This window comes from Paenibacillus macerans (assembly GCF_050565405.1).
Classification (GTDB): domain Bacteria; phylum Bacillota; class Bacilli; order Paenibacillales; family Paenibacillaceae; genus Fontibacillus; species Fontibacillus macerans_B.
In genome coordinates this window covers 339,252-356,023 of sequence record NZ_JBNYYG010000001.1, presented here as the reverse complement: position 1 = coordinate 356,023, position 16,772 = coordinate 339,252, and the positions used below count along the sequence as shown (strand labels likewise).

9 protein-coding genes are annotated in these 16,772 nt (G+C 54.7%); 3 read left to right on the top strand and 6 right to left on the bottom strand.

Going from position 1 to position 16,772, the window contains the following annotated elements; genetic code table 11:
• The first annotated feature begins 597 nt into the window (after positions 1-597).
• The 3 genes from chvE (at position 598) to mmsB (ending at position 4,447) form a co-directional block, all read left to right on the top strand.
• Positions 598-1,653, top strand: coding sequence for a multiple monosaccharide ABC transporter substrate-binding protein (chvE, locus tag ACQ4N8_RS01425; RefSeq protein WP_430702595.1), 1,056 nt, complete (start codon positions 598-600; stop codon positions 1,651-1,653).
• A 96-nt stretch (positions 1,654-1,749) separates the two neighbouring features.
• A complete protein-coding gene (gene mmsA, locus ACQ4N8_RS01420; protein ID WP_430702524.1) occupies positions 1,750-3,279 on the top strand; it encodes a multiple monosaccharide ABC transporter ATP-binding protein in 1,530 nt (509 codons plus the stop codon).
• Positions 3,280-3,283: 4 nt separating this feature from the next.
• On the top strand, positions 3,284-4,447 hold the full coding sequence (mmsB, locus tag ACQ4N8_RS01415) for a multiple monosaccharide ABC transporter permease (RefSeq protein WP_430702523.1): 1,164 nt from the start codon (positions 3,284-3,286) through the stop codon (positions 4,445-4,447).
• Between the two features lie 119 nt (positions 4,448-4,566).
• Here mmsB and ACQ4N8_RS01410 read toward each other — a convergent pair whose 3' ends face one another.
• The 6 genes from ACQ4N8_RS01410 to ACQ4N8_RS01385 all read right to left on the bottom strand — a co-directional run bounded on the left by ACQ4N8_RS01410 (position 4,567) and on the right by ACQ4N8_RS01385 (position 16,768).
• On the bottom strand, positions 4,567-7,641 hold the full coding sequence (locus tag ACQ4N8_RS01410) for a glycosyltransferase (protein WP_430702522.1): 3,075 nt from the start codon (positions 7,639-7,641) through the stop codon (positions 4,567-4,569).
• 2 nt (positions 7,642-7,643) lie between these two features.
• On the bottom strand, positions 7,644-8,900 hold the full coding sequence (locus ACQ4N8_RS01405) for a TRAFAC clade GTPase domain-containing protein (protein ID WP_430702521.1): 1,257 nt from the start codon (positions 8,898-8,900) through the stop codon (positions 7,644-7,646).
• Positions 8,901-8,928: 28 nt separating this feature from the next.
• A complete protein-coding gene (locus ACQ4N8_RS01400) occupies positions 8,929-9,576 on the bottom strand; it encodes a beta-mannanase (protein WP_430702520.1) in 648 nt (215 codons plus the stop codon).
• Between the two features lie 19 nt (positions 9,577-9,595).
• A complete protein-coding gene (locus ACQ4N8_RS01395) occupies positions 9,596-10,888 on the bottom strand; it encodes a vWA domain-containing protein (RefSeq protein ID WP_430702519.1) in 1,293 nt (430 codons plus the stop codon).
• A gap of 112 nt (positions 10,889-11,000) precedes the next feature.
• A complete protein-coding gene (locus ACQ4N8_RS01390) occupies positions 11,001-13,379 on the bottom strand; it encodes a transcription initiation factor TFIID (protein WP_430702518.1) in 2,379 nt (792 codons plus the stop codon).
• Positions 13,379-16,768: a tubulin-like doman-containing protein gene (locus ACQ4N8_RS01385; RefSeq protein ID WP_430702517.1), complete on the bottom strand. Its 3,390-nt coding sequence runs from the start codon at positions 16,766-16,768 to the stop codon at positions 13,379-13,381. Before ACQ4N8_RS01385 ends, ACQ4N8_RS01390 begins: the two co-directional genes overlap by 1 nt.
• Positions 16,769-16,772 lie beyond the last annotated feature (4 nt).

Sequence of the window (16,772 nt, the reverse complement as noted above, 5' to 3'; positions counted from 1 at the left end):
GATTCTTCGTCCCCCCCTCGCATTCGCCACTAGCGTTGCATTAAAGTACAAGGTACTTGTCAAGCGTTGAATTGTATTTGATTTTTCGATTACATTTCGTTGCTAACGGCAAAATTTGCTCATTCTATTCGATATTTCATACAGATTCTCGGCTTCCGTCTTCCTGAGGCCCAATTAAGTATGAAATTCCATATACATTCTGCCGAGGTTGCCGAAAATCACGAATTCTATTCGAATTTTCATATATATTTCTCGGACACCATAGACGTTATTAGTCCTCAATTGGGCATTTCCAATTTTTAGACGGATCAAATTAGATTCAAAAACGCCTTGAATGAGGCCAAATAGCGTCATTGAGCTTCGATAGGGCAAGTTGTGTGACCCGAATAGCCTGCTGCTTACCGGCCCCCTTTCAAATCGCCGGCTCCCCCCTGCCTGTCCTGCGAAATTTGGTCCGATTTTTATAAAAAGAGTCAATTCAGTGTAAATACGCCTCACCCGGTCCCTTGTTATACTCCCTATTGAAAGCGTATTCATAACTAGTCTTAGGGGGAATCAGCTTTGAAAAAGGTGACGGCAATCTTGCTTGCTTTAGCGATGGTATTGGTTTTGGCCGCCTGCGGAAACGAAGGCAACGGCAGCAGCGGTTCGGGCGGCGGCGAGAAAGGAACCGTCGGGATCGCCATGCCGACGAAGTCGTCGGAACGTTGGGTGGGCGACGGCAACAACATGGTGAAGGAATTCGAATCCCTGGGTTACGGCACGGATCTGCAATACGGCGAAGACGTGATCGAAAACCAGGTTTCGCAAATCGAAAACATGATCACCAAAGGCGTGAAGATCCTCGTCATTGCCGCCATTGACGGAGGCGCCCTGACGGACGTGCTGCAAAAAGCCCACGATCAAGGCATCCAGGTCATCGCTTATGACCGCCTGATCATGAACAGCGAATACGTCGACTATTACGCCACCTTCGACAACTTCAAGGTCGGCGTGCAGCAAGCCTCCTACATCGAGGAGAAGCTGGGCCTCAAGGACGGCAAAGGCCCGTTCAACATCGAGCTGTTCGGCGGCTCGCCGGACGATAACAACGCCTATTTCTTCTACGACGGCGCCATGTCCATCCTGCAGCCTTATATCGATTCCGGCAAGCTGGCCGTTCGCAGCGGACAGACCAAAATGGAGCAAATCGCCACGCTGCGCTGGGACGGCGCAACCGCCCAAGCCCGCATGGACAATTTGCTAAGCGCCCACTACTCCTCGGAGAATATCGATGCGGTGCTCTCGCCTTATGACGGCATCAGCATCGGCATCCTCTCCTCCCTCAAAGGAGTCGGATACGGCTCCGGCAGCAAGCCGATGCCGATCGTCACCGGGCAGGACGCCGAGCTTGCATCGATCAAATCGATTTTGGCCGGCGAACAAACGCAAACCGTCTTCAAGGACACGCGGGAGCTGGCCAAAAAAGCCGTCTCCATGGCCCAAAGCATTCTCGAAGGCACCGAAGCCGAAGTCAACGATACGAAAACGTACGACAATGGCGTGAAGGTCGTCCCTTCCTACCTGCTTGAACCGATTTCGGTGGATAAAGACAACGTCGAGAAGGCGCTCGTCGACACCGGCTATTACACCAAAGAGAACTTGGGACTCTAGCATTGGCATAGAGAGACACACATAGCGGCGGCGGACACGCGTTTCCGTGGCCGCCGCTATGTTCTCAACCACGAGGGAAAGGCCAGGTGACGGCACTTGAGCGGCACGATTTTGGAAATGAGGGGCATTACGAAAACGTTCCCGGGCGTCAAGGCGCTCGAAGGCGTCAATCTTAAGGTAGCGGAAGGGGAAATCCACGCCCTGTGCGGGGAGAACGGGGCCGGCAAATCCACTTTGATGAAGGTGCTCAGCGGGGTGTACCCGCACGGCTCTTATGAGGGCGATATCCTGTTTGGCGGCAAGGTTTGCGAGTTCAAGGATATCAGGGAAAGCAAACAATTGGGGATCGTCATTATCCACCAGGAGCTCGCGTTGATCCCGTACCTTTCCATTGCGGAAAATATCTTTCTCGGCAACGAGCAAAGCAAACGCGGCTTGATCGATTGGAACGAGACGACGGTCAAAACGAAAAAACTGCTGGAAACGGTGGGGCTAAGCGAATCGCCGGCCACTCGCGTGCTGGAGCTCGGCGTCGGCAAGCAGCAGCTGGTCGAAATCGCCAAAGCGTTGTCCAAACAGGACAAGCTGTTGATCCTGGACGAGCCGACGGCCGCGTTGAACGAAACCGACAGCGACAACTTGCTGGAGCTGATCCTTGAACTGAAGAAGCAGGGCATTACCTCCATCATCATTTCGCATAAATTGAACGAAATCAGCAAAGTCGCCGATTCGGTTACGATTTTGCGCGACGGACGGACGATCCAAACTTTAGATATGAAGGCCGATCAGGTGACCGAGGACATCATCATCAAAGGCATGGTCGGCCGCGATCTTACCCACCGTTATCCGGAGCGGGTTCCCCGGATCGGCGAGGTCATCTTCGAAGTTCGCGACTGGGAAGCGTTTCATCCCCAACAGGAAGAGCGCAAGGTACTGGACGGCATTAACCTGAACATCCGCCGCGGGGAAATCGTCGGCATCGCCGGCTTGATGGGCGCGGGCCGGACGGAACTGGCCATGAGCATTTTCGGCCGCTCCTACGGGCGGCATATCAAAGGCCGATTGTTCCTGCACGGCCAAGAGGTGCGGTTCGACAACATCAGCCAGGCGATCGAGCACGGCGTCGCTTATGTCACCGAAGATCGCAAGCAATACGGATTGATTTTGATCGACGACATCAAACGCAACATTTCGCTCGCCTCCCTCGGCAAGCTGTCCCGCCGCGGCGTCATTAACGAACGCGAGGAAGTGCTGGTCGCCGAAGAGTACCGGAGCAAGTTGAACATTAAAACCCCGGGCATCCTGCAAAAGACGGTCAACCTGAGCGGCGGCAACCAGCAAAAGGTCGTTCTCAGCAAGTGGATCTACGCGCAGCCGGAAATTTTGATTCTCGACGAACCGACGCGCGGCATTGATGTCGGGGCCAAATACGAAATTTACTCGATCGTCAATCAGCTCGCGGAAGAAGGGAAAGGCATCTTGTTCATCTCTTCGGAGCTGCCGGAAATTCTCGGGATGTGCGACCGCATCTACACGATGAGCGAAGGCCGGATTACCGGGGAGGTTGCGCGCGAAGACGCGACGCAGGAAGTATTGATGAAATCGATGACTCGAGGCAGGGGGTAGGCAGATGCAAGCGGTTAGCGAATTGTTCAGAAAAAATATCCGCCAGTACGGCATGATTATCGCCTTGATATTCATCACCGTGCTGTTTCAAATTTTGACGAGCGGGATTTTACTTAAGCCGCTCAATATTACGAACCTGATTTTGCAAAACAGTTACATTTTGGTGCTGGCCATCGGGATGGTGCTCGTCATCATTACCGGACATATCGATCTTTCGGTCGGCTCCATCGCTGCCTTTATCGGCGCTTTGGCCGCCATTATGATGGTCGATATGCAGATGCCTTCGTATCTGGCGGTCATCATCTCCCTGGTTATCGGCGGGCTGATCGGCGCCTGGCAGGGATTTTGGGTCGCTTACGTGAAAATACCGGCATTTATCGTAACGCTGGCCGGGATGCTGCTGTTCCGGGGCTTGACGATGATCGTGCTCGGCGGCCAGTCGATCGCGCCGTTCCCGAAATCGTTCCAGCGCATCAGCTCCGGCTTCATTCCCGACTGGTTCGGCGGCGGCAGCCTGCACCTGCTGACGGTCGTTCTCGGGCTCCTTCTCTCCCTCCTCTTGATTTGGCAGGAATGGAAGGAGCGCCGGACGCAGCTCAAATACCAGTTCGAAGTGGCGCCGTTTTGGATGTTCGCAACGAAAGTCGTGCTGCTCGTCGCCGTCATCAACGTGTTTACGTTTGTATTGGCTACCTATAACGGCTTGCCGAACATTCTGATCATCCTGTTCTTCCTGATCGTGATCTATTCCTTCGTCATGAGCCGGATGGTCGCCGGTCGCCATATTTACGCGCTGGGCGGCAACGAGAAGGCCGCCGGCCTGTCCGGGGTCAAGACGAAGAAGGTGACGTTCTGGGTGTTCGTCAACATGGGAGCCTTGGCCGCGCTGTCCGGACTGATCTTCGCCGCCCGCCTCAATTCGGCGACGCCGAAAGCCGGCGTCAACTTCGAGCTTGATGCGATCGCGGCCTGCTTTATCGGCGGCGCCTCGGCATCCGGCGGCATCGGCACCGTCATCGGCGCCATTATCGGCGGCCTCGTCATGGGCGTGATGAACAACGGCATGTCGCTGATCGGCTTGGGGGTCGACTGGCAGCAGGGCATCAAAGGGCTTGTCCTGCTCCTCGCCGTCGCGTTCGATATTTACAATAAGTCCAAGACGAACTGATGCGGTCAATTCGCAAAACGAACAGGCCTCCGCCGGAAATCCGGACGGAGGCCTGCTTCGTTTCCATCGATCTGACTATAATCTTCCAGATTTGCGGAAAACAACGGTATTTTTGCATTTTACTCGTGCTGTTCCGGCACCTCTGCCTGCTTGAGCTTGGACTCGGCTTCTTCGCGGGTGATGACCGTAAACTGCTGATCGTCCATCTTGATCAGACTGCCTGCCGGCACATCCAGTTTCTGACCTAATGAAACGATAACTCGAAACGGCTGCGCCGATTCCTCCGTTCCTTCGTTCACGGTCCCGGCTTCGGTAGAGGCATCGGGCTTGGAAGCATCGCCGGGCTTCTCCGTATCGGAAGTGTCGGCCGTATCGTCGGCATTGGCTTCACCGGTTGCATTGGCTCCTCCGGTTGAATCGGTTTTCTCATTCCCGGATTGTCCGGCGTCTTGGCCCCCTGCGGCAACTGCGGCATCATCGCTCTCCGTGCCCTCGGTTCCCGCCTTTCCGTCGGCCGCACTGACCGGATCAGTCGCTCCCGAATCTCCGGCACCGATATCCTCAGCCGTACATTTATTTTCGTATTTCAAATTCGCAAATTGCTGAGGGAGTTGTCCCGAAGATTCGATCGTCAGGCTCGACGGAGCAAAGGCAGCACACGGCTCCGTTCCGGCGAACACGAAAACAAGCGAAGTCGTTTCCGCCCCCTCGTCGCTCATGGCCTTGTCGGCATATACGAGCACTTCAGGCTCCGCCGGCGGAACCGGCGGCGGGGTGGTTTCCTCAACAGGCGTTGGCTTCCCCAGCATCCCTTGCTGCTGCATGACGAATAGAACACCGGCAAGCACAACCAGGCCGGAAGCCAGAACGAGCAGGGTCACCCTGACCTTTTTCCCGTTTTGCGCGAGATATCGCTTAAGCGGCGAAGACAGCTCCAATCGCGCCTCGGCGAACACCTTGGCCAGCGGCGCTCCCGCTTTGTCGAAGTAACGGTTCCAGTGGTCCTTGCTCTTAAACGCGCCCCTGTCATGCTTTACGAAATACGATCGCAGCGCCGATGCGTATGCGGGAACGAGGCTCCCGGATTCCGCAAAAAACGGATGGCCTTGCGACCAGAGCATGAACTCGTATACCGTCTCGTTCTCTTTGGCGTATTGACGGACATAATCCAGAACGCGGCCGTAATTCGCCGGCCCGGATTCGGAGCCTTGATAGAACGCCAACACGATTCTGCAGAACTGCGGCAGTTCTACGCTGGTTTGCAGCCATTCGCGTCCCAGCTCTTGAATCCGCTCCACATCGCCCGCGGACAGTCCGTGGAAAATATCCTCCCGGGGCTCCCGCAGCGTAAACCATGCGTACAGCGCTTGCAGCATGGCGGCAAGACTGCGCTGCCTCCCCTCAAGCCGCAGCCCCGCAAAGGCGTCCGCTCCATCCAAAAACAGCGCGGATTCCACCTGGTCCCGGGTCAGCTTGTCCAGCTCCAACTCTTGCAGCAGCAGGTTCTTGGCGGCCAGCGAGAGAGATTCCGCCAGTTCCGAATCGGCCACGTTCATTCCGCTGTCAGGCAGCGGCGTTCTTGCCCATTTGCGGATGCTTTCCAGCGCCGTATGTACGGCAGGCAACAATTGCTGCTGCTTGCGAAGCTTCTCCGTCAGGCCAGCAACGGCATATGCCCGGAAAGAGGCATTCCGCAGCAAATCCGGATGGGCCACCGTCCAGCCATGCACGAGGTTCAGAACCTCTTTCGGCCCTTGCGCCTCCGCAAGCTTGTTCTGAATGTACGGCTCAAACAATCGGAGGTACAGTTCGTCATGCTTCAAGACCGTACCAAAAAAGGCTTTGCTCAACTCGGACTGGTTCTCGGCCAACGCGTACAAGGCATAAGCAAGCTCCCTCTGGCCTTCCCCCAGTGCGTTGTTAATCGCATGGATCAAATAATTGACGAGCTTCGGTCCGTAATTCCGGCTATCCAGCCGGTAATAATCCCTGAAGCATTCCACTACCGCCAGATCGGCTATACTCCGCTGTTTTATTCTGTCAAACTCCCGATCAAAGGCGGCCAGGAATATATCGTTCAAACGAATTCCGGAATCCACCGAGCCCACTGGCCCCAAATAACCGAGCAGCCCCCGCAGCACCGTTAATTTATGATTTTCATACAAATCCCAGCGGCCCGCTTCAATCTGATAAAACACGCACAACTCATGGTAACCGGATAACAAAGCCCGACTCTGCGGCCCTTTGTCCGAAAGCATCTCCTCCGCAAAGCGATGGAAGTCCTCCAGACTGTCAAGCTCATCGATCGCGCGCCAAACGAAATCGAGATAAGGCTGCCGTCCATCATTTACGTCATCCTGAGGCAGCCGTCCGGCAGCGAGATCGAATACATATTCCTTCTCGATTTCCCGGTCATTCGGACGCAGGCTTCCGCGTTCCACGAATTGCAGATGGATATGTTTGCGGCTTTGCGCCTCCTTGGCATAAGTGATAAACCCGAAGCGGCGGCGCAGCTCGAACGGCAGGCAAGCGAACAGCACTTTCAGCAGCGCCGCGGCATATTGCGAAATCTGCTCCGGCGGAACATCCAGCGCAACATACACTTTTTTTCTGCCTTCGCCAACCGCCGTCATGACGGCAAACAGCAGCTGCTTGAAGCTCTTCTCGTCCAATTTCAGCTCATTCAGCAATTGCCCTGCCGTCAGGCCGGATGGCCCCTTCTGCTGAAGCAGAGGGTTCCGGGCACGCTGCGGGAGCTGCTCAAGCTCCGGCAGCACCCGGCCGATCTCCTGGAAATATTTCTCCGCATAATCCGCTTCAAGATAACGGCCGTAATCGGCCACGATCTCATCCAGCCGCGCAGACGGAATAACGTAATTATGCGTCAGGAATGCGCTTCGCAAGCCGGTAAAGTCCACCGGCTGATAAATGCTGCGTCCCAGTACCGTATCCCCGCCCTCGGTATGGAATAGATGGATCGCCGGCGGATAACGGCCGCCCTCCTTCTCGCCCCGGGAGGTCAGTTCCGCAGGTGCATCATATCCGCAGAACGGGTGAAGCTGTTTCTTAATGAATACGGAGTCCAGCCCGTCCGAAGCCGCAACCGTATCGAAGCCCTCCGTTCCGCGAAATAGACCGCTCCGTTCTCGGGTATAGATTTGCTGCTGAATCATGGCGGGAGAAGTATGCCTCACGATCACTCTCTCCCCTCGATGTAATTCAATTTATACAGCAGCCAAATGAACGGTTCATCCACGCGAATAGGCTGCACGACGTTTTTCAGCTTCTGGTCGATCGGATTGCTGCCGAGTGCGGATACCGCGAAATACCCCGTATTTTTGAAATAGACGTCCATCGTGCCTTTGAAGGGCCGGTCCACCTTCTCGATAAAACGGCGAATTTCGCCGTCGATATTTTCAAATTCGGAGATATTAAAATATTTGCGATGCACCACATGATTAAAAATATTGCTGTTCGATTTGATATACTCTCCTTCTTCATCCTTCAAAGAGTGAAGCATATCGCTCTTCGTCAACACGACCGCCGTCGGTATATCCGTCTTTCCTTTATCCTCGTAAGCGATGAAATCCCCGAACATCGTCAGCACCACATCACGCGGTTCATCATATTGCGATACCCATTCGCCCGGATTGTCTCCGGCATTGATGCGGATTTTCTCCCGGATCGAGCGGATTTGCAGCGGATCGACCATGAACAGCAGGCCGGAGGAGTTTTTGATGTGCTGTCCTTGCAGGCCAAGGTAGTCTTGATCCACCATTCCTTCGCCTGCGACATCAAAGAACACCAGCGTTAGCGGGGGCTTCGACTCATCCTTGAACACAAATTGAAAAATAAACGGCTCCTGCATTTTCTCTTTCTGGGTCGATGCCAGCAATTCGCCGCGCTCAAACAGCGGCTCTTCGTATAGGGTACGGAATTTACGGCTAATTTCCGCGTTAAGCGGCATGCAGGCCGCGTCAAAATGATCTGCCGTCGTATTCTGCAGGGTGTGAATCAGCGAAGTCATATAGACGGATTTCCCCACCTGGGAAGCGCCGATAATGGAAATAATATTGCTCGGCACTTTGCCCGCGGTTACCGGCAGCTCATTGTGGCAATGCGGGCATAATCTGCGCCGCGTCACTTCGCCGTAGCGGTCATTCAAACCGGTCAGGACATGATCCGAATAAATCAAATGCTCCTCAGGCACGTCCCGGGGACGCAAAACAGCCTCCATATCGTAAACGGTATCGAGACCAAATCTTTCCCTGTATTTGTTCAGCTCTTCATCCTCGCCGAGGGCGTAGTCTTCATCGTCTTCACGGCTATGCGTCGCTCTGAACACGACTTCGTCCGGCCCGAATTTACTAAAGCAATAAGGGCATACAATATCGTAAAATAACGGCCGCGCTTCGGCCTCGGGTTTCTTTTTAAACCATTCGAACAGCCCCATCGTTTCTTCCTCCTCGCTCGCAGTGCATTTATTCCGGAATCAGCTCATACATTCTTCCGTATTTAGGACCGTCGGTGAAAAACAGCCTTACGTAATCGTTTTTCCCCACCTCGATCGGAGGCAATGTGCTTCTGCCCGGCGGAAAATCCCGCAGAAAAGGATACACGGTGCCATCGTCCAGGCTTACCGGATAATTGCCCTGTTTCTTCACATAACAAAGCGCTTCCTTCGGAATCTCCACTTCCGCAAGCACCGAAATTTGCACCGTCTTATATTTGCGCAGCAGACCGCTCTTATGGGAGATAGAATAGCGGATTTTGGCCCGCCCCGCACTGAACTCCACGGTGTTCTGCCCGTCGGGTTGATAAATCAGGCGCTTGTCTCCGTCATCCATTAAGCAGGCATAAACCGTATAGGCGATCAATCCGATCGCTTCGATCCGGTCATGATAACCTCCCGCCGCTTTGTATTCTTCACGGGTATACAGCTTCAATCCGGAAACTGAAGGGGGACGGCGATATCCCTCTTGCCGTTCCCGGTCCACGGCCCGCTTGTCGATATAAACCGCCTGTATGCCTTCGGGCCATTGCCATTGAAGCTTGCAGTGATCCTCATCGATCTTGCAGCTTACCTGCGTGATGAGCGGCAAGCCGTCATCTGCTTCGATGAACCGCATCGCTATGCCCCCTTCGTTTCTAGAATCCACTGTTGCGCCGGTTTCTGCCGGGCTCCCGATAACCGACCGCGCCGTCTTGAAGCACAGCTCCCCTGCGGCGCATGACGGCCTGGGCCCCGTTCGTGCCGATCGGCACGACGAGCGTGAACATCGTCATCACGGCGGCAAGCACGAGACAGGCTAACAGCCGGATCAACGCGTCTCCGGGCGGCCATCCGCCGAGGCCCTGCTCCAGCAGGACGCCCGCAAGCAGTCCCGATACAGCCCCGCCTAGGGTAAAGCTTCTGGCCAAATGCCGGTTGTCGAACATCATCCCCAGCGCCAAACCAAGCAGCGCACCGAGTCCGAGCACAAACACGATTCTCAGAATCATATAGTACGCGTTGTTCTCCATCGTTCCGGTACGTTCCGTCACTAAAGTGCGTTCATCCAGGTTGTTGTCGTATATTTCCTGGAAAACAAAAGTCAGATTGGACGCATCCGCCTCATCATAAAATTGTCCGCCGGTCTGAGCGGCGATTTCTTTGAGCAGCGCCGCCCCCTCGATATTGCCGCCGGGTGCGCTAAGGCCCAGACCGATCGTATTAACCGCCACGCCCCGCTCCTGGTAGTCAGGGAGCACTTCCGCCAGGTTAACGGAGCTGACCCCGTCCGACAGCAGAATCGCCATGGCGCCTCTGGAGCCGGATTGCCCTTTGATCTGCTCCATCGACGCTTGCAGCGCTTTGCCGATCTCCGTTCCCGCCTCGGTAGGCTCAAGTGCGTCGATCGCGGCGTACACCTCATCCTTCGCGCCCTGATCGCGCACACGGATAAAAGGCTGGATAAGCTCGGGCTGATCATTGAACACGACGACGGCAACCTTCTTGTCTTTATCCATTCGGGCAACCAGGGATTTTGCCGCTTCATAACGGCGGTCATCCGGATCGGTCTCCTGCATGCTCCCGGAATTATCGATCATTAACACGATATCTTTAACCGTTCTCGCCCGGCCTACATTCAGCTCGTATAAAAATTCAAAGAGCGCTCCCGCGATCAGGAGCATGACCAAGGTCGCCGGAACGAGCAGCTTCCACGAAGTACCGACATACCGTTGCCTCCAGGATGTCCCGTTTAAACGAGGGGAGATCATTTCCGCGACCAAGCAGAATATTCCGACGGACAGGGCCAGGATGCCGAAATAAAGCCCGATCACGGTGAATCCCGGCAGTTTGTCGGATAGCCGGCCAAGCAGCACCTCGCCGGCAACGGCCCCGACGGCTCCGCCAATGAGACTGAACAGCACCAGAAGCCAGTTTATTTTACGCTGCAATTTTCGTGCACTTCCTTCCTTTAAAAGGTAGTTCAAAAAGTCATCTTTTGAAGATATAAGAAAGAATAGACGCCTAAGCCTCAGCTTCCTTGTATCGCAAGAAAAACTACTGCTATATGCGGTCTAGCTCCGGCAGCCTGGATTTGTCGATTCCGTGGAACTCATACCCGTTCTTTGCATAAGTTTCATAGTATACTTTTCCGTTCACGTAATACATCAGATCCTCGGGATGGAAGCCGCCCATCAGGTTTAGCTTCTCTACGCCGCTGCTGTTCTTCTCATGCACGCATCCAAGCTTGTAGATTCTGGAAGACTCGTCTGCCCGGAAGATATGCTGCACGAACTCGCTCGTAAAGTCGCCAAACACATATTTTTCCTCATAACGATGCTCCTGGGTGTAATCATACAGGCGAAGCTGGATCGCGGCATTCTCCTCCAGGGTGCGGTACAGCTTCTTGAACAGCTCTTCCTTGGTAAGCACGGACTTGTTGCCGTATTCTACCGTCACATTGGCCCGTTGCAACAGCTCCTCTTCGAACGTGCGCGAGAACATCGGCGACGATAGGACCGCCATCCGGCAGACTTCGATGAGCCGATCCGCCAAGCCCTCGATCCCCTGCTCCAGTAAGCGGCGGGAATCCCCCATCGTACCGTCCGCAAAAAAAGCTTGTTTGCCCCGTTTGCTTTCCCACTGCTCCATAATGTCGGCGGTAACCCGCTCATAGTACTCCATGATATTCTGTCCGATATAATCATCGGCGGTCTCGATGCTGCTCCGTGCCGTGTCGTGCAGCAATTGCTCCAACGTTTCCAACTGTCGGACCACTGCGCTATACCGGTCATGGCATTGCCGAATCGCTTCTTCAAACTTAACGATCAGCATCAGCTTCGTTTCCAGCAGCAGAATGCTTCTTTTTTTGGCATATACGCGGTCGAATAAATAACGGATCAGGCTGCGCAAATTATGCCGATCCATAAGCGGAAGGCGCGAGAACCCCTGCTCTTCCACCCGGCCTTGGCGAAATTGCTCCAGTTCGGCTTGGGCCGACGCCAGCAGCATCTCCGTTTCCCTGCGGCTGTTTCTAAGCTGATCCATAATACTTGAGGCTCCGTCCGCCGCCTCGTCCGCCGTCCAGGCAGCCAAGGAGTATACCCCCACCTCGGGGCGGGAGGCAAGCGACTGCTTGATGGCCGCTTCAAGCTGCTCGCCAGCTCGGAACTCCTTCAAACGGCGCGCCGCCTCCTCTTGGAAATTGCTGCGGAAGAAGGCTTCTCCTCCCCCGCCGAACAAGGCCTCCTCGGCTTCCTTCAGGGACAGCTTGCGGATAGCTCCATAACCGATGTCATTCGTCATCAAGCCATGCATTTCGTTCAAGCGTTCCTCCGAGGGCAGCATTTGCAGGACGGCACGATCCAAAGCCCCCCCATCCACTCCGAAAAAGGCCAGTTTCTCCGCCGTCGATAACGCGGGCTCCCGCTTCATCCTCGTGAGCAATCCCCTATAGAAATGATGCAGGACGGCAAGCGCGATCGACTGGTTGGGCCGCTTCACCTTGGACAATCCGGCGGATACAAAGCCCTGCCGCCCGGATTCGGTCATCAGGTTGTTTTTAAAGGAAGTATTGTTATAAGCCGCATTATTCGCGTGAAACGACTCGTCTTTATACTGTCTGTTCTTCAGCAGGCTAATTTGGGAGATGGCCTCATAGCAGCCCTGCATCCCGCGGCTTGAGGCAATTCCCCGTTCATCGCGGTCCGATAGAACATAGACTAGGTCAAATAGTGGCGAAGGCGGATGCGTAACCGGGATCGAAAACCCATCTTCCGTCACCTGCAGCGGGGCGGTAAATTCGAAATCCGGCTGCTGCATCAGGTTGAGTTCGCGCAGAAACGCCACGCCCTGCGAGCTGCTGTATCCGAAAGCTTCGGCCCCTTCCCTTTCGTTGATCAAGGCGTACAAATCCATTTGCACCGCCTTGAACGACTGGCGGAATATCGCTTCCGCCAGCAGCGATACTTCCGGAACCAGCACACTAAGCGGATCATCGACCCGCGTAATGACCGAGAGCCGAATCCGATCGAAGGACGGATACAACCTTCCCAGCTCCGCCAACGATCCGCTGGCCTGCCTCAACATCCGGTTCAGCCCCGGCAAGCCTTGCGCGTCGGCATAAAACCGCCGGTATACATCGCGGCGGAAAGCTCGCGAATCGGCTTCCTTTTCCGCCGCTACCGGAAAATGATATTCCAGCAGACGGGCGGTGGCTGGCCCCTCGGCAGAGCCCGCAAACAAATAAATCAATCCTTCGCTGTTCTCCCATCTCTTCTCGTTCATTCGCATGATCGGCTCAATGGCCTCGCGGCTTTGGTCTCCGATAAACAGAAATACGGCGGGATAATGAATGCTGCTCTGGTCGTCGCCTTGGCCGGCAAGCCGCTCTTCAGCCCGGTCATACTCGGCGGCGAACCGCTCTAACTTCTGCCTAACCATTATTTCAGCCTTCTGCGGATATCGTTCAGCTTCGCGGCAATCTGCTTGTAGAACTGATACATATCTTCACCGTTCGCCAGCGCAACCCGTTCATATTCCAGCGAGTCCCGCCCCTCAAGGAATCGTTCGGCCAGCTCATCCAACGTTTGCATTAGCGGCTCGATCCGTTCGGAAGCCGTCATCTCCGCGGCACGGCGCGACGCTTTGCGCATCAACGCGCTGTGGCTCTTCTCATCCAGGCCTCTGAAATGAGTGAACACTTCATACTCCACGTAATTCTGGCTTTTCATCAGGTTGGCAAACGGCTCCCAAGCCTCTTCTTCCGGCTCGCGGTCGTAGACATACAACGCGCCTTTCTTCGTCACCGTGCCGGTATACAGCGCCTCGATGAACTGCTCGAGCCACTTCTCCTCATCCTGATGCAACGCCAGTACCGCATCCAGCTTCGCCGCCTTCGCCGCGATTTCGTCGTACTTGGCGATCTCCTGCCGCACCCGGGCGATCAGTTGCGGCGAACGGATCAGATTCTCCTTGGCCATCTCCTCGTTGATGCTGCCGAAGATATCCTTTACGCCCTCCTGCGGAAGTCCCTCTGCAAGCAGCCGTTTCAGTTCAAGGGACGCGCGCTTCACTTCGCCCAAATTCGGCTTTGCCGCATCAAGGCGCATGTCGTACGCCGCCAGCTTATCCTGCAGGGAGAACGGCTTCGTGAACACGACCGAATAACGGCTGCTCGTATTTTGATCCGCGTCCTTTTCCGCGACGACCTTGAACGCCAGCGCTTTGGCAAACTCTTCGCGCACGCGGGCATTATAGCTTTTCACCCGCGGGTTGACGTAGGTATCTCCCCAGGACTTCTCCGGAATGGGCGACGGCAGGTAAGTCCAGTTGTTCATTTCGGTCTGTACCAGGTGCCGGCCGATCCCTTCCTTGTCCAGAATCGTCCGTTCATAGCTTTCCTCATAAACCTTGAGAGGCGTATAGACAAACAAGGGGACCCCGTTGCGCGTATTCAGCCAGAAAATGCGGTTCTTCACTTCGCTCTCCTTCACCGTGAAATGCGACTTGCCGATCGCGTTGTTCTGGTAATTGCGAATCCCCTTCAGGATGCTTGGGGCTTGCACCGGAACAGATACGAAACCCCAGGAAGGAAAATGAAGATTGCCCGTGCTGTTCGACAAATGGAATACCGGAACGGCTTCTTCATCCAGCTTGCCGGCAATATGGCGCTCGACGAATTTCTCGATCGGTTCGTCCTGTCCGTATTTGATAATCAGGAAATCCTCCATCGATTTCGTAATGAGATCGCCGAATTTATCGGTGAGGAAATCGGAGATGGAGCTGACGATATCAATCTCCTGCTCCTTGACCCACTGGTTCGAGTTGTCCAGCAGTTCCGTTGCGAAATCGCGAATGAGATCGTCGACATCCTTCTGCTCCATAATGCCGCTGACCACTTTGGAAATATCGGGCACGCTGACGATGTTCCAATAATAGGTCTTGTTGCCCTTGTGATCCACCTGCTCTTCGCCGCTCGTCAAGATGTCCCCGTTCTTGGAGAAAATCGAGCTGAGCGCGTTCAGGATTTCCGTGAACACGCTGTAAATGCGATTGTTTTCCCGATTGAGCAAGTCGTACAGATCCTCGTAAAATTCGATCATTTGCTCGGTGCGCTGGACATCCGCATGGAGCCAATATTCATTGATTTTGGCGTCGATATAGGCGTTCTTCTTCTTCTCCTTGGACACGAACGCGCTCTTGGCGTCGCCCAGCTTCTCTTGCGAAAGGTCCTGCGCAGCCTCGATGTCGCGGGGAATGCGCAATAGATTCTCGCGCAGCGTCTCGATATAGGACAGCAGCATGTTCAGCAGGCAGAAGCCTTTTTCCGTATAAATCAGCCGGGATACATAAAACGGGCCTTGCTCCGGATGCAAAAACAGACGGCGAATCTGGTCGCCGAATTGCTCTAGCAGTTCGCCCGGCAGTTGCTTCTTGGCCTTGATGTATTCTTCCCTGGCCCGCGCCAGGAAGGTCTGCTCCAGTTCCGTGTCCATGTTCACCACTTGGGTCTTCACGACGTTGGCATAACTCAGCCGCTCGCTGTTCTCGTAACCCGGAAGCGGCTCGGGCACGCGGGCTTCGAAGGTTTTGACGACGCTGTCCAGATCGACGCCCAGCTTGCGGGCGAACTTCTCCACATCCTCTTGGGTCGGAGCCAGATGGAACATCTTCTCCATCTTGTCGAACAGCCGATAAGCCAAATAGGTCGTCATCTCTTCGATCGGCAGTACGGCCGAGGAGGCCCCGATGATGTTGTATTCATAGTTGGCCGGATAGACTTTGTTCATTTGCGCGATATTCGTACGGATATTGCTGATATAGTCATGGATGGCGAATTCCTCGCCGGACTGCTTCTCTTCGTTCGCCATAAAGTTCGTGATGTTCTCCGCCGTAACGTTCATGCAGTAGTCATAGGCATTCTCCAGCAGCTTGCCCTCCGTATTGGTCGCCGAAATCAAATGGCACAGATTAAACGGAGGCAGCGGAGAGTTGACGTTCAAAATGTTGCCGTACTGCTGTCTGAATCTTTCGCCGCGATGATCCACGTTCATCCAATAATCCAACTCTTTGAGCGCGGCGTAGCCGTTTTTCTTAATGTACTCGCGCGTGTGCTCGCTAAGGCTTTTGTTGGACAGATTGATGTCCGGCGTAAACAAATACCCCAGGGTGTTCACCCGGTCGATTCCCGCCGAGCCATGGTCGCGCTCGATAATTCCCCGCACGATATAAGCGATATCAAGGAAGCAACCGCTGCCCGTACCGCCGGACAAGCCGGTAAGCAAGAACACCATCAGCTTCTTGTTCGTGCCTACGGACAAGGTTTTGATCTTCTTGTCAATCGCCTGCACGACCTGGTTAATCTTCGTAAACAACAGCAGCCGTCCCGCCTGACGGACCCCTGCCGCGCCGTTCATGCCATCGGTGATGCTAAGCTCGGGGGACAGCCAATCCGTTATGTACGGCTCCAAAATACTGCGGTTTTGCAGCAGGCCGCCGATTTCCGGGTTGGACAGCAGCACGAATTCATTGATCGGATCGAGCCCGATTCCTTTGTACCTTTTGCTGCGATCCTGCTCGTTGGTCTCAAAAGCGAGAAATTCCACATTGTCCGGCTTATCGCGTTTTTTCTTGGACAACGGATCTTCCGGCAGCCTGAATCTGCGGTTAATTTGATATTTCAAGCGAAGCAGGGCGTCGATCCCGGTTCCGCCCAGGCCGATAATGAGGATCGGGTTATCAATCGTGTCTACTCGAATTTTATCGCTGACGATCCCTCCGCCCAGCGACACGTCCAATTGCTGAATATGCTCTCTAACGATCGGCTTCATTTAT